General features: G+C 58.6%; 20 protein-coding genes. 6 read left to right on the top strand and 14 right to left on the bottom strand.

The window, feature by feature from the left end; translation table 11 throughout:
- Positions 1-20 precede the first annotated feature (20 nt).
- The 3 genes from C2L64_RS30025 to C2L64_RS56350 are packed head-to-tail and all read left to right on the top strand — an operon-like array spanning position 21 to position 2,502.
- Entirely contained in the window at positions 21-1,268 is a 1,248-nt protein-coding gene (locus tag C2L64_RS30025) for an enolase C-terminal domain-like protein (RefSeq protein WP_007581095.1), read from the top strand.
- A 50-nt stretch (positions 1,269-1,318) separates the two neighbouring features.
- Entirely contained in the window at positions 1,319-2,347 is a 1,029-nt protein-coding gene (locus C2L64_RS55070) for an IclR family transcriptional regulator domain-containing protein (protein ID WP_007581094.1), read from the top strand.
- Positions 2,348-2,379: 32 nt separating this feature from the next.
- Positions 2,380-2,502, top strand: coding sequence for a DUF3253 domain-containing protein (locus tag C2L64_RS56350; protein WP_122974762.1), 123 nt, complete (start codon positions 2,380-2,382; stop codon positions 2,500-2,502).
- A gap of 381 nt (positions 2,503-2,883) precedes the next feature.
- Here C2L64_RS56350 and C2L64_RS30015 read toward each other — a convergent pair whose 3' ends face one another.
- The 6 genes from C2L64_RS30015 to C2L64_RS29980 all read right to left on the bottom strand — a co-directional run bounded on the left by C2L64_RS30015 (position 2,884) and on the right by C2L64_RS29980 (position 8,797).
- Complete coding sequence (locus C2L64_RS30015; protein WP_007581093.1) at positions 2,884-3,576, bottom strand: ferredoxin reductase domain-containing protein; 693 nt, start codon at positions 3,574-3,576, stop codon at positions 2,884-2,886.
- Positions 3,577-3,805: 229 nt separating this feature from the next.
- On the bottom strand, positions 3,806-4,129 hold the full coding sequence (locus C2L64_RS53465) for a hypothetical protein (protein WP_131542598.1): 324 nt from the start codon (positions 4,127-4,129) through the stop codon (positions 3,806-3,808).
- Between the two features lie 1,120 nt (positions 4,130-5,249).
- On the bottom strand, positions 5,250-6,020 hold the full coding sequence (locus C2L64_RS30000) for a DUF2459 domain-containing protein (protein ID WP_236674224.1): 771 nt from the start codon (positions 6,018-6,020) through the stop codon (positions 5,250-5,252).
- 91 nt (positions 6,021-6,111) lie between these two features.
- On the bottom strand, positions 6,112-7,149 hold the full coding sequence (locus tag C2L64_RS29995; protein ID WP_007581091.1) for a hypothetical protein: 1,038 nt from the start codon (positions 7,147-7,149) through the stop codon (positions 6,112-6,114).
- A 677-nt stretch (positions 7,150-7,826) separates the two neighbouring features.
- Positions 7,827-8,231 carry a hypothetical protein gene (locus tag C2L64_RS29985; RefSeq protein WP_007581088.1) on the bottom strand — a complete coding sequence of 135 codons (405 nt, stop codon included), beginning with the start codon at positions 8,229-8,231 and terminating at the stop codon, positions 7,827-7,829.
- Between the two features lie 308 nt (positions 8,232-8,539).
- Entirely contained in the window at positions 8,540-8,797 is a 258-nt protein-coding gene (locus tag C2L64_RS29980) for a hypothetical protein (RefSeq protein ID WP_133061295.1), read from the bottom strand.
- Positions 8,798-10,032: 1,235 nt separating this feature from the next.
- Between C2L64_RS29980 and C2L64_RS29970 the strand changes: the two genes are divergently transcribed.
- A complete protein-coding gene (locus C2L64_RS29970; protein ID WP_007581066.1) occupies positions 10,033-10,236 on the top strand; it encodes a cold-shock protein in 204 nt (67 codons plus the stop codon).
- A 265-nt stretch (positions 10,237-10,501) separates the two neighbouring features.
- On the opposite strand, the gene phaP is transcribed toward C2L64_RS29970, so the two are convergent.
- Complete coding sequence (gene phaP / locus C2L64_RS29965; protein WP_007581085.1) at positions 10,502-11,080, bottom strand: TIGR01841 family phasin; 579 nt, start codon at positions 11,078-11,080, stop codon at positions 10,502-10,504.
- 373 nt (positions 11,081-11,453) lie between these two features.
- Positions 11,454-12,746 carry a D-amino acid dehydrogenase gene (locus tag C2L64_RS29960; RefSeq protein WP_007581084.1) on the bottom strand — a complete coding sequence of 431 codons (1,293 nt, stop codon included), beginning with the start codon at positions 12,744-12,746 and terminating at the stop codon, positions 11,454-11,456.
- Between the two features lie 313 nt (positions 12,747-13,059).
- Between C2L64_RS29960 and C2L64_RS29955 the strand changes: the two genes are divergently transcribed.
- Positions 13,060-13,407, top strand: a complete 348-nt coding sequence (locus C2L64_RS29955) for an FCD domain-containing protein (protein WP_007581083.1) — start codon at positions 13,060-13,062, stop codon at positions 13,405-13,407.
- Between the two features lie 66 nt (positions 13,408-13,473).
- Here C2L64_RS29955 and C2L64_RS29950 read toward each other — a convergent pair whose 3' ends face one another.
- Both C2L64_RS29950 and C2L64_RS29945 read right to left on the bottom strand, forming a co-directional pair.
- Entirely contained in the window at positions 13,474-14,781 is a 1,308-nt protein-coding gene (locus C2L64_RS29950) for a hypothetical protein (RefSeq protein WP_007581082.1), read from the bottom strand.
- Positions 14,782-15,161: 380 nt separating this feature from the next.
- Positions 15,162-15,527, bottom strand: a complete 366-nt coding sequence (locus C2L64_RS29945; protein ID WP_007581081.1) for an antibiotic biosynthesis monooxygenase family protein — start codon at positions 15,525-15,527, stop codon at positions 15,162-15,164.
- A 147-nt stretch (positions 15,528-15,674) separates the two neighbouring features.
- Between C2L64_RS29945 and C2L64_RS29940 the strand changes: the two genes are divergently transcribed.
- Positions 15,675-16,091, top strand: coding sequence for a MarR family winged helix-turn-helix transcriptional regulator (locus tag C2L64_RS29940; RefSeq protein ID WP_007581080.1), 417 nt, complete (start codon positions 15,675-15,677; stop codon positions 16,089-16,091).
- A 457-nt stretch (positions 16,092-16,548) separates the two neighbouring features.
- On the opposite strand, the gene C2L64_RS29935 is transcribed toward C2L64_RS29940, so the two are convergent.
- From C2L64_RS29935 to C2L64_RS29915, 4 genes are all read right to left on the bottom strand, one after another.
- Positions 16,549-17,070 (bottom strand): hypothetical protein, encoded by a 522-nt coding sequence (locus C2L64_RS29935; RefSeq protein WP_007581078.1) that lies wholly within the window; start codon positions 17,068-17,070, stop codon positions 16,549-16,551.
- 496 nt (positions 17,071-17,566) lie between these two features.
- The gene (locus C2L64_RS29925) at positions 17,567-18,007 is read right to left on the bottom strand and encodes a YkgJ family cysteine cluster protein (protein WP_007581074.1); all 441 of its coding nucleotides are present in this window, start codon (positions 18,005-18,007) and stop codon (positions 17,567-17,569) included.
- A 94-nt stretch (positions 18,008-18,101) separates the two neighbouring features.
- Entirely contained in the window at positions 18,102-18,338 is a 237-nt protein-coding gene (locus C2L64_RS29920; protein WP_007581072.1) for a hypothetical protein, read from the bottom strand.
- 1,046 nt (positions 18,339-19,384) lie between these two features.
- Positions 19,385-19,813 carry a hypothetical protein gene (locus C2L64_RS29915; RefSeq protein ID WP_039900319.1) on the bottom strand — a complete coding sequence of 143 codons (429 nt, stop codon included), beginning with the start codon at positions 19,811-19,813 and terminating at the stop codon, positions 19,385-19,387.
- Positions 19,814-19,997 lie beyond the last annotated feature (184 nt).

Genomic DNA, 19,997 nt, shown 5'->3' with positions numbered 1-19,997 from the left:
ATTTGCAAGGCAGGAACAACATGGCAACGCTGATCACCGATGTAAAGGTCATCCTGACCGCGCCGGAAGGCATCAACCTGATCGTCGTCAAGGTGGAGACCAATCAGGCTGGACTGTATGGGCTCGGTTGCGCGACGTTTGCGTATAGGCATGTAGCCGTCAAATGTCTGATCGACGAGTATTTGCGGCCACTTCTGATCGGCAGGGACGCCGAGGCGATCGAGGAACTGTGGCAACTGATGCACCAGAACGCTTACTGGCGCAACGGCCCCATCGAGAACAATGCGATCTCGGGCATCGACATGGCCTTATGGGACATCAAGGGCAAGATGGCGGGCATGCCGCTCTATCAACTCTTCGGCGGCAAGTGCAGGGAAGGGGTGCCGATCTATCGCCATGCGGACGGGCGTGACCTCAACGAGTTGTGCGAGAACATCCAGAAGTACCGGGAGCAGGGCATCACGCACATTCGCTGTCAGAGCGGCGGCTACGGCGGAGGCGGCTATGGCAAGGCGCCCTCGGGCGCGCCGGCGCGTGCGCCCGAGGGCGTGTATCTCGATAGCAGGAAGTACATGCGTGAGACCATCAAACTCTTCGACGGCATTCGCAGCAAGGTGGGCTTCGACGTCGAGCTGTGTCACGACGTGCATGAACGCCTCAAACCCGTCGAGGCGATCCGCTTCGCGTGCGAGCTCGAGCAATACGAGCTGTTCTTCCTTGAAGATGCGATTGCGCTGGAAGAGGGCGAATGGATACGGCAATTGCGAGAAAAGACGACGACACCTCTCGCTCAGGGCGAACTCTTCAACAACCCGTCTGAATGGCGTTTCATGATCACGGAGCGCCTGATCGACTTCATACGCGTTCACTTGAGCCAGATCGGCGGGATTACTGCCGGACGCAAGCTGCAGATATTCGCCGAACAGTTTGGCGTGAGGACGGCCTGGCACGGTCCGGGCGATATGTCGCCGATGGCTCACGCGGCGAACATCCATATCGATCTCGCTGCGCGCAATTTCGGGGTTCAGGAATGGTCGGGCACCGAGCCGCCCAACTTCGTCATCCAGGACTTGAAGGGGCCGCGGGCGGCATTGCTGGACGTCTTCCCTGGCTTGCCCGAGTTCCGCAACGGGCACGTGTACGCGAACGACAGACCCGGTCTGGGAGTCGATATCGACGAAGCTGAAGCGGCAAAGTATCCGTGTGAGAACACCGTGACGACGTGGACGCAAACCCGGTTGAAGGATGGTACTTTGCAGACTCCCTGATTGAGAGCAGGCGCCGGGCGAGGCGTGTTCGTCATCCGGACGGTCTGGCCATGTTTTACGTCGCAAGCTGGCTACCCTTGGTGGCTTCGGATAGGCTGCCGGCGTACCTCAAGAATCCCGACGCGGCCCAGGCAGCCTTGCGCAACGGCAGGCTGCACACGGGCGATCGTGCACGGCGCGATGCCAACGGGGACTTCTTCTTCATCGGCCGGCAGACGGACAGCATGCGCGTACGAGGCGAGAATGTATCGGCGTGGGAGATCGAGCGCATTTTCGCGGCGCATCCGGCGGTGCGCGCGAGTGCTGCGATCGGAGTGGCTTCGGTGAGCAGGACATCCTGCTCAACGTGCAGTTCAAGGACGAACCTGTGGACTGGTAAACCATGCACGCGTGGGCTCGCGAGCTTTCAGTTGCCGCGCTACTACCGGGCGGTGGCGAGCTTCGAACTGACGTTCACGCTCGCCGCGCTCGGCTATCTGTTCAAGGATCCCGACAGTCGCAAATATGAACTGTCGCCGAGGCTGCTGGACTTCACCTATCATTATCTGACATCGAACGAGCTCGTGAGTCGTGCGACGCCTTATCTCCAGCAGCTCGGCTCGGAGACGGAGGAAGCCACCAACCTCACCGTGCTGGACGATACGGACATCGTGTTCGTGTTGAGAATCGTGAGCCGCAATGTGTTCAACGCCCATGTGATCACGGGCTCGCGCCTGCCTGCATATTGCACCGCGCCGGGACTCGCTATCCTTGCGACGCTTCCCGACGGAGAGATCGAGGACATCCTCTCCCGCACGAATCTCGTGCCTTACACATCGTCGACCGTGTATCAGCCACGCAAGATCAGGGACCGCATCGCGCAGATCCGCAAGCAAGGGTATGCCCATACGGAAGACGAGTACTTCGTCAGCGATATTTCCACGGCGGCGGCGATCACCAATGCGCACGGGCGGGGAATCGGTGCGGTGAATATCGCCGTGGCGCGGTCGCGCTGGCACGCCGACCGCGACGAGCGACGCTTCGCCGATCTGGTCATTTCCACGGCATCGGCGATTTCGACGCGGCGTCGCGTGGAATAGCGCTGTTCGGGTGAAGCAACGGCCTAGCGACGATGCCCGTATCAAGTCCCGACATTGAACGCTGCGTGCAGGCGTTGTCTGGCACTCGTGCTCCCACTGCTTCGATTTGTCCATCGGATGTCGCGCGCAGCCTCGCCGGCGATGAAAGCGGCTAGCGCGCCCTGATGCCCGTGGTCCGGGACGTGGCCGTTCGGCTGGCGCGAGACGGACCAACTCGATCACGCAGGCTTGCCAATGTGCAGCTCCATCATCGAACGCCACGGAGCTTATAGGCGACGTCGCGTTCTCCCAGGGGCGGATGCGGCGCAGTGGCGGAATGCATAGCTAAGACGTACCTTCTTCTTCAAGCTGCCGTTACCGCTCTTACCGCGACGGATGTTCGCAGCGAATCGAAGAGACACCGGAGTCGTGCATGCTCGATGGCCGGTTCGGGGTCGTCATCAGGCAGTGGACGGCGGGCGGCTTGCAAGACCGATGAACGAATGTGCATCAGCTGCGGAAAACGTGCCTCAGTCACCGTGCCGTCGCACTGCCGCTTAGCATGCCGTTTGGTCGCCAAGGGCAATTTTATGAACGTTCGCTGCATACACCCATTCGCGGGCTTGGCGCTCAATGAGATCCATGAAAGCAGGGGGGCCGCTGCAGTAAATCTGCGTGTTGGCATGAGTTGGACTCATTGCGTGGGAACTCTTCTGCGCGAATAGATCATCGGACAGGCCGAAATGGTGATAGACCTCACCGTGACTTCGAAGCGCGTCAAATTCTTCTCGAAGAACTGCGCGGTCGGCCGATCGGGCGAAGTTGTGCACCTCGAACCTTTGACCCGCCAATGCAAGCCGCTTCGCGATTCCCGCGATCGATGCTGCGCCTATTCCGCCAGCAAACAGGATGGATCGCGCACGATCGTCCAAAATTGTTGGCGGGCTTTTGGGAGAGCCGACAAACACTTCGTCTCGTTCATTCAACGGAAACTCGGATAGCAGACTATCCGTTCTGCCATCACCATCTTGTCTCGTGCCAACCACGTAACCATCTGACAGGGACGAAACACCGAGCAAGGGATAAATTCTTTCCTTGTCACCAGTGCTATTCAAGCAGAGTGTGACACACGACCCATCGTTAAACGGCGGAAGCGCCGATTTTGACGTCGTTCGAAGTTCAACGGCATGGTACCCCTTGGCAATTTGCCATTTCCGGCTAACGATGACGGGAATCAGGTTGTCGCGCATGTCTTCTCCAATAGGACCTGCATCACAGATGGAACTCTAGCCGATACCGTGTCAGGGATGGAAAGGGGAGGCGGGTGGTAGTGAATCCGCAGTGATAGTCGGGCATCGAAACCCGCGCGGTTAAAGGCTTTGAGCGATTAGTGCAAGGTTGGTATTTTCAGAGCGTACTTTCTGTTTATGCAGCTGCTTTCACACCGATCCATGCACGATCGCCAATGATTAAATCTAATCAATGCTCTTGTAACCGGGCGTGTTGGTCAACTACGGTGCCCGGCATCGCAAGGGCCTGCCGATCAGCAACAGCATCGCCGAGTCTGCGGTGAAGCAGGTTGTCAGCTACCGTATTGCGGGATGCTCTTGTGCTGGCGTTCAGAAGCGCCAGCGAAGCCTGCTCGTTGACGGCTGGATTGACTTCAGGGTCCATACTTTGTGTCAGACTGACACCCCAGCACTTTTGTCGACCATCTGCTTGACTTCGGGGATAGCCATAGTTGCCTGAGCGTTTTCGCTTCAGGGCGGTCCGTGGGTTGATCGAGTGAGGGAGATGTTTCATGCTGAATAGGTCGCGCTGCGGCCAGATAGTCGGGGTCCTTTCAGCTCCCTTAGAACTCGCCGCATACGGGCAGAGCGCTTACGCTTCTTGACCCGATAAAGTGATTTATGGAAGGGGAAATCATAGATAAGCGCGACGCGTATTGGCGCAACGCGCTCTCATCTGCACCGGACCAGTGGTACGGAAGTTCTTTCGACTATCAGCTTTGTCGACTGGCGCCCCAATTGCGTGTGAGCGCTCAATGCTCCGCATGCGTCGGAGGCAAAAGGAGTGTGGCAACATGCCGGCCCGCCGCTCAGTCGACGCCGCCGGCGATGAATGACGACGTTAGGGTACAACTAGCTCAAGAAAAGATGACTTACCGATATTCAGATCCCACCGATCGGGAGCAGGCTTCAATAAGTGATGCCAAACGGAATGCGCTGCTGCCGCATCGGATAACCAGGATGGATTTGGGTCGTTACTCGCTATCAGTAGTCCGCCCTTCGTTTTAATATTGTCGATGATTACTGTGGTGAGCGCTGTGGTGTCAGTGGCAACCGATGGAACGCAGTGAGACTTACTTTTCTATCATCCTGTTCTCGTGCGCTTTCCTCTCGTCCTTTGCCCGGACACCACCGCATGGCGGAGAGAATCCCGAACCGCCGCGATTCCGCGTGCCCCTTGCTCTGACGCCGCGCGCGACCGGGTGGCTTGTGAGATGTGACGAGCGCTCGCCCGGCGAGCCCGTGGCACGTCCATCACGATCCTGAAAGCAGGACCCTGGAGTTGATCGAGAAGCCCTTTTCGGTTTTCACCTGATCCGGACGCTGCAGTACGGATGTCGGGAAACGTTCGACCGATATCGCACATACCGCACTTAACGGGAACGGTGCGGCCCGCGCAAGCGAGACCCTTCAGTTGTTACCTATACTCCGGATAGGGAAAGGCGAGGTTCCGGACGCCCGCATCGGCACCCGCCCGACCTGACCTGACCTGGAGATCGTCATGGCAAGGTTCAGATTCTTTGCGCGCTCGCTGGCATTGCTACCTCTGCTGACCCTGACTGGCTGCATCTCGTTGAGCAGCAGCGACTCCTCGCCTCCGCCGAACTCGCACACGGTCGTCGTGCCTGCAGGTTCTACCGTGGTATGCACGCCGGGTCCGTGCCAGTGATGTTGCCGGGATGCTGGCAGGCGGCAACGTCGCGCGCCTGTCGAAACACGGTGCTGGCGAACAATATCGTGCCGTCCACCGGCAATTGCGCGGACCTCAGGGCGTCGGCGGTCCAGGTATTGCAGGTGTAGTAGCCCGCGTAGTTCGCTGTGGCGCCGAAGTACAGGCTGCCGGCATACGGGCCGTCGCCGAGCCGCACGGGGTGCGATAGCTTGTCGCGCTGCACCGACTGGTCGAGGTAGGCGGCCAGGCCCGCCTTGCCGGCCGCGGCCACCTGCAGCGTGACCACCTTGTCGGCGCCGTAGGCGGCGACGGGAGTGTCACGCAGCACCGTCATCAGGATCGCGCCGCGGCCGGGCCACAGGGCCGATAGCGTCGCCAGGATGCTGTGCTCCCGCGTCATCGCGAATTCACGTTCGCCGAAGCCGAAGCACAGGTGGGTGGCACCGACGAAGTCCTGCGCCAGCCAGGCCTGCAGGTCCGGCACGTCCTGCACCTGCACGCAGACATCGGTATGCCAGCCGCGCTCGACCACGTCGATGGTGGTCACCGGCGGTCCGCTGGCGGGCGTGAGCGGGATGGTCGAGCAGGCAGCAAGAAAGGCGGCGTGGGCGAGAGCGAACCCGGCCAGCCGCCCGATCGTTCGCGTCATATGGGTTTGATGATGGGCGTCGCGCATCCCAGAAGTGTAGTCAGCGCCGGCGCGGGCGAGTTCAGACGCAGAGGCATTCGACATGCCGTCACAAAGGCGCCATTGGCCCAAGCGAATGTTTCTGACGGGCAGATCATGAGGCTTGGCATTGAACGCGTACAGTCGAGATTTCCGCTTAGAAACTCATGGCGAATCCGAAGGACACGCCGTGGACATTATGTCCAAACACGTACCGCACCATCGCACGTGTCCTGGTGACGATGATCGGATATCTGCTGCTATCAAGTTCCAGACCGACGCCGAGTGAAGTCAGTTCGTTGAAACCGAGCACCCCCGCACTGTCACCGAAATAATGGGAGTAGGCGAACTCGAGCACGTAACGGATCGGCCGGTCCAGCGCGTGCCAGCCAGTTGGCGCACGCCAGCGTGTCCACAGGCTCACTTGCTGCGCCATGGCCGAGCCCTGAACGGCTTCGGATGAACTCCCGAAGCTGCGAAGGTAGATATCGGTCGCGCGCAGTTCAGCGTCGATTTCATAGTTGTCGCGATAATGCTCATAGTCGAGCATCAGCGATCCGCCGTAGCCATACGCGTCCAGCGACCCGTTCTCGAGAAACTGAAGGTTGCGGTCGGTGATGCGATTGAAGATCGACTGTCCTACCTTCAGGTCGCTCGACACGCGGCCGATCGTACCGTTCAGGATCGGGCGGAACACCAGTTCGTTCGTAATCCGGAAATCCCAGCCGATGCCGACCGTGCCACTGAAGGTGTTCCATTTTGCCGGCACGGGACGCTGGTCGGCGCCGTCCGTGGCGATGAACGTCGGATCGTAGCGGCTGTAGGCGATCGTCCCTTCCACATACAACGGAAAGGACCTGCTGATCGTGAATCCGCCTCCGAGTTGTGACTGACCGAAACTGGGATTGCCGGTGGTGCCGCTATTGATCGAGAGTGAACTGGTCGTAACATCGGGCACCGTTGTGTAGGTCATGACGGCAAGCACGGCATCGGCATGCTGTTTGACGTTGCCACCAACGACGGCCTGGCTCGACAGGGATCCTGGCGTGGCCTGGGCCAACCCCTGTACAGGATGCAGGATCACGATCAGGCCGCAAGCAGCTGCCCGCGTGCATCGCGACAACGACGGACGCTTCAGTCGATCTGGCAGGTACCGCGGCAGGTTGCGCCCCGCCTTGTCGAACCGGATATACATGACGCACTCCCGTTGTTGGAGCGTTGGGAAATCTTCCCGTGCCTTCCAGCCGGAGTAATGCACGACTTTCGATTCAAGAGGAACTATGTGGCCGCTTTGCGGCGAGGATAGAGGCCCCGTTTGGGGCAGGAAGTTCTGCTGGTTCGCAAGCCTGCTTCAGGCGGTCGTTGCTCACTTGTCTGGATGGTTGAAACCGGGATATCCAATCTTGGTGCTTCAGCAAACAATCGCGCCCAAACGCCCACTCGTGCCGGCGCAACAACGGAATCAGCAAGCTTTCGAAGCAACGGCTACCCGGGTGGCGGACGCGTCACGGCTTTCCAGGGTGTCGGCGCAGGCGGTGCGTCGCAGCGCGACAACGATCGTGGACGAGTGAGCACCCAGTCCTCGAACTATAACCGCTCAGGCGGCGCAGCGCGTGGTGGCAGAGGCGATAAGGCGAACAGGTATGGGACGCACTGGTGTTTGCGAACATGGCTGCGAGGCGCAATCATGATGGAACCTGGCCGCAGACAGATTCTGTCGTCGATGCCGCGATCGCAACACGCGAATGACCGACAAATGCTATTCATTCTTTTTGCCCGGCATTTCGACACCTGATGCGCAATGCATGGGGTGACTTGGGCGTACGTTGTGACTGTCTGCAATGCGAATGGCGCAGTGCGATTCGACGTCACCTATTTTTCGGCTTTGGACAGAGCGCATTCGCCGGTAGGAACACTACCGCCGCCAGTGTTCTTCAACGTAAGTGCGAGCCTGCTGCCTCTGTTGGCCGTGATGATCTGCCCGTAACTGACGGTCGGAATAAACTGTATATCGGGTGCCACGGCTACGGCCGGATTTCTCGCGCCGTCCACGGTCAGGTCGAGTTCCACTGTAATCGATTCTATTGCGACGCCCCAGTCCTTTCCGCGTGCCGCCTGTTCCTTCTTGAAATTGCACAGGCCCGTCATGACCTGCTCCAATGCGGTGGGGATATCGATGGATTTTCCGGGGGGAATGGGCGGTGTGTTGCAGCCAACAACCAGAAGAGGCATGACAACGAGAGCAAGGTGGGCGCGCATCACGATCCCCTGATTCATGAAGTAGTCACGAAGCTTCGTTGCAACACAAGCATTCAATACCTTTGCTTGTGAACCCGGCGGTCGGCTCTTTACCAACCAGTCAAGATTCTAGTTCAAAGTGGCTAGTTGAAAACCAGATCACACAATTCCTGCGGCAGAGATGAAAATCATCTGATGAAGCCGGCGGTGCAGAATCGACGAGACTGTCCTTCGTCGGAAGAAAAATCAGGCTGAAAAATCACGCAATTCGGCGTCTGGCGGCCACATCGTGGGCTCTTAAGCCCGAGCAATGTACCGTGAAAGCCGCACGAGAGAAACGGTAGTCGTCACTGCGTCAAACTAACGGTTCGGTTTTGCGCATCCTTGCATATGCGCTCGTCCGACATCGTGCTGGTGAAGGTCGCCCCGCCTGCTTGCTGAGCGAACAGGCCATTCGTCCCTCGCAATTGGGGAATCAGCGGCGAGCCCGTGGCCCCGCCTTCGATATATCCGGAAACGGAAGCTGGCTCGATCGCCGCCGGCGGAGACGGCGCCCCCGATGCGCCGAAAAGAAATCCAGTCGACGTAAAGAAAATCGCGGCCAATAAGAGAAATTCCATGGGATTGCCTTACCGGCCTGGTAGGCTGTGCCCGCGAGCGAGTTGGCGTCCGCTTTCTCCTGCACAACTATCTGACACGCTCCAGTTTCAAGCGATGATCTGTTTCTACAGATCCTTCCACTTTCCTAATAAGTTTAGCCACCAAACTGCTGCCTGAAGGCGGCATCGGTAAAAAAGCAAAATCGTCTCATTTGATTTGTTTTCTACCGGATATTCTCCACAAAAAAGACGATTTAGTTCTTACGCTAGTTACGAACAAAGGGGCCATTCGCGTGCGAACTCGTGATCAACCGTCGGATAACCGCCTCGTCCTGGTCCAGGCATCCTGTTGTTGACGACCGTCAAAGAAGCCGGTTCGCGTGATCGTGAGCACACGAGTGCCGCGCACTCACGCTTTGAGTCGATGCGCCATTTCGTCTTCCCTGTAACAGTACGGGCAGTACCAGTTCCACTGGATACAGTAGTTTGGTCGGCGGGACTACATGGCGTAACGGGAGGAGCGTTCTGAGTCCGAGGTCGTTACGGAAGGTCAGTCGTGCGAGCGCAGCCGATGCGTCTGGGTCAGCTCTTCGGCGGCTATCGTCCGCTACCGTGTGCGGCATGCTCCTGCCTTCATGCACAGGCGCGCGGCTGTGTTGACTGGAGTCTTCGCGTTGTTCCTTATGGCCAGTGTCCAGTATGCTTTTCCGCGTGTACTGCGCGCACTTTCGTTGGACACGATGTGCGTCGCCATTCGGTTCATCATGTTTGTCCTTGGCGCGTGCCGGGGTGTGTTCGTGGCAAGCGTGATGGCGTGGTGGCGTACCCGCCTGGTTGTTCACTGAATCAGGTTCGGGCAAAGTCCGACTGACAACTTGAACCTGCTCCTGCAACGCTGAAGAAGGTACCCGGCCGCCTTCGTTCACGGCGCGTGGGCGATTGGCGCAGACCGAATGCGGCCACGCGGAGCTGATGCGGTGCGCTGTTACCAACGAGCGCATCTCACGGTGCTCTGAGGCTGTGTTTCGCGGCTGGAGCCAAACCAGACAAACGCCAATTGACCCGCGCGACGAGCCGCCGTATAAACCGCTATGCGCCAACTCAAGCTTCAAGTGACAGGTATGGGCCGCTTGTGTTTCCGAATCTTCCGCGATACCCCTCCGACTTGTTCTTCACTTTCCGTGAGTTCGCGCACGTGCGAGGGGCTCGCGCGATGACCAATCCAACCAACAGGGAATAGCATGGCAACCGGCACGGTTAAGTGGTTCAACGACGCTAAGGGTTTCGGCTTCATTACTCCAGACGATGGTGGCGAAGACCTGTTTGCACATTTTTCGGAAGTGAAGGCGGAGGGCTTCAAGTCTCTTCAGGAGGGGCAAAAGGTGAGCTTCGAGGTCAAGCAGGGACCGAAGGGCAAGCAGGCGGCAAACATACAGCCAATCTGACACCTCACCGCACTCGCTGTCGCGTAGGGACCGGTCCGCCGAGGCAGACCAGTCCTTTTCAACTACGCGCCGTGACACGGTCTTCCCGTGTGTGCAGGTTTCGGACGTGAGCCGGGTAACAGACGTGGGTGGGCATCACGTGCGCCGGAACGAACGACCAGCGCACACGGGAGTAGGGCTTGTCCGATAGCGGCCATAGCGCAGTGTGGCCGGGCGGTCAGCTCACCGCGCGATGCGACCACATCGGGTTCAACGTTCCCTCGAATTATTGCTTCACCGGCTTCGATTTCGTCGCATTCTCGACTGCCTGGTCAGTTGCCTCGGTCACCTCTGATGCGGCCTTCGTTGCGGCGTCCAGGTTGGTTTGCGCGACTTCGACTGCCTGCCTGGATGCCTTTTGCACGCTTTCCTGAGCGGTGTCGGCGAGCGTGATAGCCTGTTTCAGAAATGCGATTGCGGCTTCCGCGCCGACCGGGGCGTTTTGCGCGAGATTTTCGGCGAACGATTGAACCTGGCGGCTGACCTCCTGGTACCGGGCATTGACGACCTCTGACAGCTGCGCTTGCGTACTCGACGCAATCTCGGCAACCTGACGTTCGTACGTCAGGACCTTCTCGGCCGAGGGCAGCGCCAGCACGTCTTGCAAATCACCCACTTCCTGCCTGTCCTTTTTCGTCATCCCGTCTTGCACACGTTGATACCAATCGGCAAACGCCGTCTTCGCCGTCTCCAGATTCAATCTGACGAGCCTCTCCTCGCCCTCCAGCATTCTGCCGGCCAAACCAAAGAAGAAGTCAAGATTTGCTTGCTGGGTCGTAGCAGCCTGTGTGTGAAAATCAGCCATGTTCACCTCCTGGAGATGTCTGCGCATCGCCCAGCATGTTCGGTAACGGTGACCAATTGATGAAGCGCGTCGAATGGAAGCTCCCGTGTCGGCAGCATTTTCGACACCAGCTCCGTAAGCGTATTGTTCTCAGCCGGGATTGCCTGTAGAACGTCCTCCGCGCTGGGCTGCGCAAGGGGGCACTGTGGACGTTGACAGAAGCAGGAGCTGCAAACGTCGAAGATTCCACTACAGGACGGTCGCGGTCGGGGCAATTGTGACGGAGCGTGGCATAACCTTTCTCTTCAAAGGCAAGGTTTGAACGAAACTTCGGAGCGTCGCAGTCCGGATTGCTGAAGTCGTGCCGCGGAAAATCAGTGCCGCGGCGCGACGCTTAGCTCAGTTGGAAGTCGGCCGGTACCTGCGGCTCTTTGTCGTAGCGAAAGACGTTGAGGTCGTCATGCCGAATGGCGGGCTGCTTTCCTGATATCAAGTCGGCAAGAAGCTGTGCTGAACCGCACGACATGGTCCAACCGAGCGTGCCGTGACCCGTGTTCAGGAAAAGGTTCGGTATGGATGTACGACCTACGATAGGTGTCCCGTCGGGCGTCATGGGACGAAGACCGGTCCAGAATGTGGCGCTCGATGTGTCGCCGCCGCCAGGGAAGAGGTCGTTCACACACATTTCCAGAGTCTCTCGACGAGCTTCGCGAAGGCGCTTGTCGAACCCAACGATTTCGGCCATCCCACCGACACGGATGCGCTTGTCGAATCGTGTGATAGCAATCTTGTACGTCTCATCGAGAACTGTTGAGACCGGCGCACGTGACTCGTCGGCGATGGGTACAGTGATGGAGTACCCCTTGAGCGGATACACGGGGATTTTTACGATCTCCGAGAGAAAGTTCGTGGAATAGGAACCGAATGCGACGACGAACATATCGGCATGAATGAGTTTCGCGCCATGCCGAACGCCAGCGACCCGTCCACCCTCGATGACCAGACCATCAACCTGGGTGTTGTAGCGAAAGTTAACGCCAGCTTTCTCAGCCATCGAGGCGAGCCGGGTGGTGAATAACTGGCAATCACCGGTTTCGTCGCCAGGCAAGCGCAGTCCGCCCGTCAGCTTATGTGAGGTGGCAGCAAGGGCAGGTTCAGCCCGGGCGAGCTCAGTGGCTGTCAGCAACTCGTACGGGACGTTGGCCTCTCTAAGTACCGCGATATCCTTCGCCGCGCCATCGAACTGCTGCTGCGTCCTGAAAACCTGAAGAGTGCCCCCTGCACGTCCCTCGTACTGAATGCCCGTCTCGGCTCGCAAAGCCTTCAGACAGTCGCGACTATATTCCGCAAGTCTCACCATGCGGTTCTTGTTAATCGCGTAGCGTTCGGCGGTGCAATTCTGCAGCATCTGCCACATCCATTGCAGTTGGAACTGCTTGTCCTCGTCGTCCGGTCTGATTGCAAGCGGGGCGTGTTTCTGGAACATCCACTTCACAGCCTTCAGTGGTACACCGGGCGCAGCCCAAGGCGCCGCGTAGCCAGGGGAAATCTGGCCTGCATTGGCAAAGCTCGTTTCGAGAGCGGGACCCTGCTCCCGGTCGATGACCGTGACTTCGTGGCCTGCCCGCGCTAGATAGAACGCGCTCGTTACACCCACGACTCCGCTGCCCAGCACGACGACTCGCATTCGACAGACTCCACAGCCAAAAGGCCATAAACAGTTAGTTAAAACTACAGATGCAGAACATGCCAGTTGATGACCGGATGCTAGCCGCAACCTGATGGGTTTTTATATTGTTTAATCGGAAATTTTTGGCTGAATCGCCTGGTTTGCCTCCGCGGCGTGTCGAGTGAGAGTCCGGAGGCTCCCGTCGTGGCTACGAATTCCCGAAGTATGTGTCGGAGCTGGACCTCATCCCGCGTGCAGTGACGCGCCTTGCAGCGTTGCACCGGACGGAAGCGGACCTCTCCTGCGTATTCAGAAGGCGGATGACGTTTATATGCAGGCGGTTGACAGTGGCGACTTCAACGCCATGTCCGAAACGAACAAGGCGCTGCATATGGCCATCGCGCATGCAGCTAACAATCCCTACTTCGTTGGGTACTACGAGCGGCTGCCTGGTGAAGGGCAGCCGCTCCTGCACCTTCACTTTGATTTCACGGTATCGTCGCCAACGGCAACGAAGCTGGGGCGTGACCATGCAGACATGATTGATGCGATTGCGCGCAAGCATGCTGATGCCGCTGAAAAACTCGCGCACGAGCATACGATGCTGTTCCAGAAGCGATTCCTCGATTACATGCGACAGAACATGACGGAATCGATGGCGCTTCTGCAACCCGAGTGAGGTGTCTTGCGTGACTGTTTGAGTCACGCAAGGGAACCAGTCGGATAACGTATGCGATGAGAAACGTCAAACCGGCACCTGCTCCGCGGGTCCGTCCAGGATGCGGAGTTTGTCGCTCATATCGGGAAAGTTGTGACCTGCCGCTCGAAGGTCGCTCACGAGCCGATGTGCAGCTGCCTTGCAGTGTGCGAGCGTCTCATGCAGGCGCGGCTCTGCCTGCAGGCCGGTCACCGCTTTCTCAAGTTCAGGAGGAGATTCGCTTAGCAGGGCGGGAACAACTTCCTCCGGCGGTATCAGGGAGCCGTGGCTCAACAGCTGAGCGGTCCAGTCGCATCCGTACAGAAGCACACGCCGTTCGGCCTTTCGCGCTTCGTCCTGCTCGAGCGTGGCGAGGCTATGCCGGTTCTTCTGGATCTCAGAGCGCCACGCCGCCAGGATGTCGGCCCGCAGCGCCGCTATTGCTTCACCAAGCGGCGAGTTCTGCCCACCCGCTACAAGGCGACGCTCATCGAGCCTGTCCACGTAGTCCCGATAACCTTCAAGGAATGGCTGCCAGTTCAACGGCAACTCCTGCGTTTGGGAGAATGTCTGGCGAACCTCATTGAACTCGTTGCGGATGTCCTGAAGGGCCTGGTTATCGGCAAGACGCGCTTCATGGACGTCGTGGGCCGTCACCAATTGACGGTGCAGGGGGAAGAGTGGATTGCTGTGGCGCCGCTGTAGATGTCGCTCTACCGCGCCCGGCCGGTCGCTCCATTTCCAGTTGGGCAGCAATTTCGCGTCAAAGTCGACCGCCTGAATCATCGGCCGGAAAACAGCCAGCGCTTCCTCTGTTGCATGGCGAAAGCAGTCTGCCAGCTTGTAGTCATTTCCGTTCAAGGGGACGCTCGCATTGCCCGTATAGGGTGAATCGGGCGTGAGCCTGAGGGTGCCTGTGGCCAGAAAGAATTCCATCGGCAGTTCCACGGACAGGCCTTCCTGTCTGAAGGTGCGCTGTTCAGCGGAAATTGCCTCGACAGAATGCGCCAGGCGGTTTTCCAGGTCGAGGAGGGAATCAATGGTGTGTCCCGACGACGGCTGCGCCGCGTCGGCAAGCAGGCAGAAAGTTTCGCGTGCCATCCTCGCCGCGATAGTGCCGTGCTTCTCAGCAAACAGCCAGAACCAGAGGGCAAGCTGGTAGCCCTTGACACCGTTTCGGGCGGTGGGTTCGATGTCGGGTGTGAACGCAATGCCGGGCGCGGCCCAGCTCGCGAACGGCGGTGTTGTGGCGCCCTGATACATGCTCAGGAGCTGCCGTATCGATTCATGCGTATCGGTGGGCCAGTCGCGCGCCTCCTCGAGGCGCTTCACGGTCTTCCAGAACCTCCAGTCCATTCTGCACCTCGCGAGAGAGCAAGAGTATCCGTACTATGTGCTGGAAGGGATACTTGCACACTCTGCCGAGGGCGTAAACAGGGGCTATCCTTCGTCGGCCGCAGTGTCACCAGTCGAAAGGCGATGCCGTTTGCGACGCCCCTTACTTTTGGGAGAGATGGCGCCCCGATTGATCGCAGCCGTTAAGCACGACCGAGCAGGACGACGCGCCGCGCCAGGCTTGACGGGTGCTGGGGCAGTGTGTGCTGCGCTCGCCAAACTGGGGCAGTCGCGCTATCGCGTTGACACGCGGCGTCCGGGGCCGACCGTCGCAAACATACACGCAGGCGTGCCGGTCGTATTCCGTGCCCCCTTGCCGCTTCCGGCAACCTCTCGTTCGATTACGCGACGCAGATGCCTGGCACCGCAATTTTCTGGAACAGATGCGGGGTAGCAGCGGCCGACGACGGATAGGCCGAGACTTTGGCCCTGAACTCAGGGTCCGTGAACGCAGCCCGGAAATGGGCGGTGGATTCCCAGACGGCGTAATTAAGATACGTCGGACTCTCGCCAACCGCACGGTGCAGTTGGGTGGAGATGAAGCCCGGCTGACGCTTCATGAATTCTGCGTCGTCTTGCCATACTTTGAGGAACGACGACTCGTCGGCCTTTTCCAGCGTAAAGACGTTCATCAAAACCACGGGAGAGGCATCGATTGCGACCTGACGTTCTATTGGAAAGGCAGGGTCAAGCGGGCGAATGAGCATGGCGGACTCCTTCAATCGATGGTTGTGATGGTGTAACGATTTCACATTGACATTATGATGTCAATGTGAAATCGTTACACCATATTCAGAATATGGTGACAGATGCCTAAACCTAAGCGAACGCCTGCCGGAACAGCCTTGTCCGATATGATTCTCGACCTGTTTCGGCTCAACAACCGGCTACTCTCGGCGGGAGACCGACTTGTCGCCGAGGTCGGCTTGACGAGTGCCCGCTGGCAGATTCTTGGCACTATCGCCGCAGCTGAGCGGCCGCAGCCGGTCGCGTGGCTTGCGCGCGATATCGGAGCGCACCGCCAGAATGTTCAGCGCATCGTCAACGACCTGGCGGCGGAGGACCTCGTTTCTTTTGAAGTCAATCCGCACCACCGACGGGCGGCCCTTGTCGTACTGACGGACAAGGGGATGCAGGCGCTCGGGGATGCGATGCACCTGCAGGTGCCATGGGTCAATAACCTTGCGGAAGGACTTCAGGTGAAGGACCTCGAGACGACACACAAGGTCATCACGGAGGTGCTTCGGAAACTGGAAGGCGACGGCGAATAGCCAGCAGTAAGCAGGATAAAGGAAGACCGTCGCCCCACGCTGGCGACACCTGTCCATCTCGCGAAACAAGGGACCGGCGGCAGGTTTTCCCGCCGAGTCGCTCGCGATATTGACGGAGCTCGCTCCGCAGGTGTCGAGAGGCACTTACGCTCATGTTGCGTGAGGGCGTGAAGGTCGGACTCGGCTCCGGCATGCTCGCAAAATTACGCTCTTCCCGTCTGATGAGTTCGGGGATCGGGCAGAAGTCGTCAGCGCCGCCGAGGCCATCAGCTCGGCAACCTGTGTTGCTGCGGAAATCACCCGAGAGGAGGGCGTCCGTGGAAGCGTGACGGGGTTGGTAGAGTGCCTTCCGAAAATTGATTGTCAGGGCTTTTCTCGTTGACAGTGCTGTCGGTGGTGCGAAGTTCGGGCGCTCGGGAACCTGGAATCTGAGTCAGATGCGGTGAGCCATTGCGTGTCAGGACGTCGACCCCGGCTGCGGCCAAGGCCAACCCTTCTTCTCGTCGGGCGTATCCCACTCCACAGACGGCGCGGCCTTGACCGACGCTTCGACCGGACTCGCTTCTTCAGTGGCAACGTGCGCGGATTCGTCCGAGACGCTCGTTTTTAACTCGGGAAGCCCGGTCCCAAACCACGTCACCTTCTTCTGGACGTGGACGACGTATTCCTTCCAGCCGTCAGGGTTGCCATCAAAGAGGTCATGCTGAACGGTTGACGCCAGCGCATTGCGGTTGAGTTCGGACTCGAGCAGCTCCTTTGGCCACAGGAAGAACGCGCTCGCGACGCGTGCGCTGAACTCGGTCACCGTCATTTTCGGGGCGAGCGCCCGGAGGTACCCAAATTCCTGGAACGAATCCTGCTCCTTCGCAAGTTGAGCCACCGGCGCATCCGGCCGACCTGCCTTGGTCAAACAGCTCAAAGCTTCGAGTATGTCCCCGAGGTGAAGCAGCAGTTCTCGTCTATCGAATCGGTCATCCATTGAAGTATCTCCGTTGATTGCGCCCCTATGAATGATAGTAGCTGGTCTCACGGTTGACGGGTCGGCGAGCGCATTGCGCATCGTTCGCGAACGGGAATGGTCAACAGGGCGACGAAAAAGGAGTTGGCCCGGCTGAGCGGTCCAACCTGTTCAAACCGTCTGACTGTGGCCGGATTTGTCAGCGAGGTCAACGGACAAGTCCGAGCCTGTACGGCGGGCGCCTATGACCTGGTGTTCGGGCGAGAGCAGGCGGACGACCTCCTTGCCGAGCAGTCCGGTTGCGCGGACTATCAGGACACGCATAGGTCTTCCTGTGTCTGGAAAGGTCACGCCAGCGCGGAACGACGCATCACGCGAGGCGTGGGGAGAAAGGACGAGAAAATCGTACTTTCTCTCGCGGCAATGCGAACACTGCAACACACACGGCGCTGCCCGGCAGGCGGGCTAGAATTGTCCGTTAAGTTTCGTAGAGAAACAGCACGCCATGTCCCGCCACTCACCATTCCGTGACGCCGGGAACAGCAGACCGGTGTTTCAGGGGCATTAGTCCGTTATCCTTTCGCAGTCGCTGACAATCGGGGTTGGGTGTTCCATCCTCGAGCCACACGCGATATTCGCGGCATGGCGTAGGCCGCAGATGGTATATCCCGCACTTGATGCCAGGCTTGCCGACTACCCCTCGCAGAGCGATGCAGCGTCCATTGCCAGTCTCCGTTCCCTTCATGCAAACGATGACTGGATTGACAGCACGCACGAGTTCATCCGGTACCGTGCCGCCCGGTGAACTCGCCATCTCACCCATATACATCGACACCCGAAAGTGCTGGCAACACGCACCACATGACAAGCACGGATTGTCCTCGTCGTCAGCCATATCCACAAAAACACGGTTATCGCTCTGTACGTGGAGTAGTTGAACGATTTTTCTGTTGGTCATATTCGATATTGAACCGATTACTGTACGGCCCGGTTGCCGCGGCATCATCTCAAGACTTGATAAGGAAGCGTCGGGCTTGCGCCCGCGCCGTTGCTCATCGCGCGCCCAGTATCCGCAGCACGGCGTTTCCTTTGTCCGTAATCGCGAACATAGTTTGGCCTTGCTTCGACTCGACCAGATGAACCAACTCGCTTTCCCGAAGCGAAATCACGTCTGGTGTCGCTGCAATCAAATCGACGGGTGCATGAAGTAGCAGCAGCAGCGTAGCAATTTCATGCGCACTCAGGCGCAGCGGTTCTCCGGAAGTGCAGTCGTGTTCAATAGCCTTCATGGCGAGCCTTCTGTTTTGTCGGAAACGCTTCGCTCGTTGCATTTCAGTTGACTGCAAGCATGTCATCGTCGCGACGACGTCCGGGCGTCAACACGTATTTGAAAGTTGCAGTCCCCGACTATGCTGACTCGCGTGTGGGTTTCTCATGGATGCCGGAAGAGCGCTGAAAGCTGCGAGAAGAGAGCTTTAAGACGCTGCCAGAACGCAACAAACTTATGCGGTCTGCTGGCGTGTATTGCGAGCATGGTGTCGTAGTGGACGCGCGATTCCTGGACGTGGGGAAGTTGTGAAACGAGGAGGCCGAAGTTCATCATATTTCTCCAAGACGAGCTTAATGCGGTTCGTGGAAAGCCAGCAGACGCAGAAGTCGGGCACACTATGCGCGCGACGAGGAGCGTCGACTCGCTTCACTAAAAAGATAAAACTGAGACGGCATACGCGATAAGTGTCACTGTCCGGCACGGCGAAGCCTTATCGTGCGCATGTGCTCATGCACGCGGTCGCGGCAGTGAATCCAGATGGCGCGAATGAGCGCAGTCGAGACTTGACGCTCGCGACGTGGCGCCACGCGAACGCGCGCAAATGCGGCATCCGTATGGCGTTATTGCATGTGCACAGAGAAAGTAACTACGGCGCGCACCGTCTGCCTGCTGGCAAGACGGCGGCTGAGAGAAAAGTGCGCGACGTCCTGCGGGTCAGACAGCGGTACTGTCCGAGAATCGACAACATCGATTGTCCAAGGCATCAGTCCTTTTTTGACGTTCATGGGATTCTAGTCGGGCGTCAATCCCAGCGGCAAGTTAAAAGGTTGTAAAGAACGTCTTGCCAACACCGCACGAACACCGTAGTTGCCTTTGTCTCGCTTGAGTTGAGCGCAAGTCAGGCGTGTGGTGCTACGCGCAAGGAGGCAATCTGTTGGCACAGGAAGACCATGAGGAATTCATCGGCAAATGGCGGGCGCAGTCTTGTCAGACAAGGGTGAAGGGCGTGGTCAGTGCCTTCAGGGGAGGTGACAGGAGCTGCAAAGTCTGTTTCCTGTCTGGACGTCAAATCGGCTCTACGACGACCGGTTCGCGTTCGGCTCCGAGCAAGCCTTCAGCAATGCTTGTCTCTGCCTTCGCGATATCGTCCAGTGACGCTACGGATAGTTGGTCGTCCAGAATTGCGAATGCGACGCAAAGCCGCGAGTAGTCGGCATCGTCTATACGCCATACGCGGTCCTGCTGTTCAGTGGCATCCATCCTTACCACCGCCGCCCGTGCCGCTGCTATGCGCCCGATTGCGTCTGACTGGTGTCCGAGATGGCAAAGCTCCCCAGCGATCAGGAGATATCGACCAAGCGTGGCAACCAGTTCGCGCGAACCGTACCCCCGGCGAATGGCATCCAGCGCGGCGTAGCACCGCAAAAGCATTGCCTGCGTAACAGGCTCGTGTGTACCCCGGCTACTCTTTACAGCTCTATTTTGCTGGTTCATTGCGTGCCATCCGGTTGCGGCTGCTTTTTCTGTCCGAGCGGGTATGGCCAGGTATCAAATCAGTTAGGGCCCAGCACCCGCAGCACGGCATCAGGTATTTCATCGGGGTGAAGTGGCGAGTGTTCCAGAGGCTGTTAAACGGAGCCACGAACGACAAGCCACAGAATAGGACGCTCGCCGAAGC

It is taken from the genome of Paraburkholderia hospita, assembly GCF_002902965.1.
Taxonomy (GTDB): Bacteria; Pseudomonadota; Gammaproteobacteria; order Burkholderiales; family Burkholderiaceae; genus Paraburkholderia; species Paraburkholderia hospita.
The sequence above is the reverse complement of the archived record's forward strand: the minus strand, read 5'-3'. Positions and strand labels throughout refer to the sequence as shown.

Excerpts from the sequence above, each read along its gene's own strand:
- C2L64_RS56350 (WP_122974762.1), top strand. The coding sequence starts at position 2,380 with ATGCCCGTATCAAGTCCCGACATTGAACGCTGCGTGCAGGCGTTGTCT.
- C2L64_RS29995 (WP_007581091.1), bottom strand. The coding sequence starts at position 7,149 with ATGTATATCCGGTTCGACAAGGCGGGGCGCAACCTGCCGCGGTACCTG.
- C2L64_RS29915 (WP_039900319.1), bottom strand. The coding sequence starts at position 19,813 with ATGAACCAGCAAAATAGAGCTGTAAAGAGTAGCCGGGGTACACACGAG.
- C2L64_RS29960 (WP_007581084.1), bottom strand. The coding sequence starts at position 12,746 with ATGCGAGTCGTCGTGCTGGGCAGCGGAGTCGTGGGTGTAACGAGCGCG.
- phaP (WP_007581085.1), bottom strand. The coding sequence starts at position 11,080 with ATGGCTGATTTTCACACACAGGCTGCTACGACCCAGCAAGCAAATCTT.
- C2L64_RS30025 (WP_007581095.1), top strand. The coding sequence starts at position 21 with ATGGCAACGCTGATCACCGATGTAAAGGTCATCCTGACCGCGCCGGAA.
- C2L64_RS55070 (WP_007581094.1), top strand. The coding sequence starts at position 1,319 with ATGTTTTACGTCGCAAGCTGGCTACCCTTGGTGGCTTCGGATAGGCTG.
- C2L64_RS29955 (WP_007581083.1), top strand. The coding sequence starts at position 13,060 with ATGCAGGCGGTTGACAGTGGCGACTTCAACGCCATGTCCGAAACGAAC.
- C2L64_RS29950 (WP_007581082.1), bottom strand. The coding sequence starts at position 14,781 with ATGGACTGGAGGTTCTGGAAGACCGTGAAGCGCCTCGAGGAGGCGCGC.
- C2L64_RS29970 (WP_007581066.1), top strand. The coding sequence starts at position 10,033 with ATGGCAACCGGCACGGTTAAGTGGTTCAACGACGCTAAGGGTTTCGGC.
- C2L64_RS29940 (WP_007581080.1), top strand. The coding sequence starts at position 15,675 with ATGATTCTCGACCTGTTTCGGCTCAACAACCGGCTACTCTCGGCGGGA.
- C2L64_RS29920 (WP_007581072.1), bottom strand. The coding sequence starts at position 18,338 with ATGAAGGCTATTGAACACGACTGCACTTCCGGAGAACCGCTGCGCCTG.
- C2L64_RS30015 (WP_007581093.1), bottom strand. The coding sequence starts at position 3,576 with ATGCGCGACAACCTGATTCCCGTCATCGTTAGCCGGAAATGGCAAATT.
- C2L64_RS29985 (WP_007581088.1), bottom strand. The coding sequence starts at position 8,231 with ATGAATCAGGGGATCGTGATGCGCGCCCACCTTGCTCTCGTTGTCATG.
- C2L64_RS29935 (WP_007581078.1), bottom strand. The coding sequence starts at position 17,070 with ATGGATGACCGATTCGATAGACGAGAACTGCTGCTTCACCTCGGGGAC.
- C2L64_RS29945 (WP_007581081.1), bottom strand. The coding sequence starts at position 15,527 with ATGCTCATTCGCCCGCTTGACCCTGCCTTTCCAATAGAACGTCAGGTC.
- C2L64_RS29925 (WP_007581074.1), bottom strand. The coding sequence starts at position 18,007 with ATGACCAACAGAAAAATCGTTCAACTACTCCACGTACAGAGCGATAAC.
- C2L64_RS30000 (WP_236674224.1), bottom strand. The coding sequence starts at position 6,020 with ATGTCGAATGCCTCTGCGTCTGAACTCGCCCGCGCCGGCGCTGACTAC.
- C2L64_RS53465 (WP_131542598.1), bottom strand. The coding sequence starts at position 4,129 with ATGAAACATCTCCCTCACTCGATCAACCCACGGACCGCCCTGAAGCGA.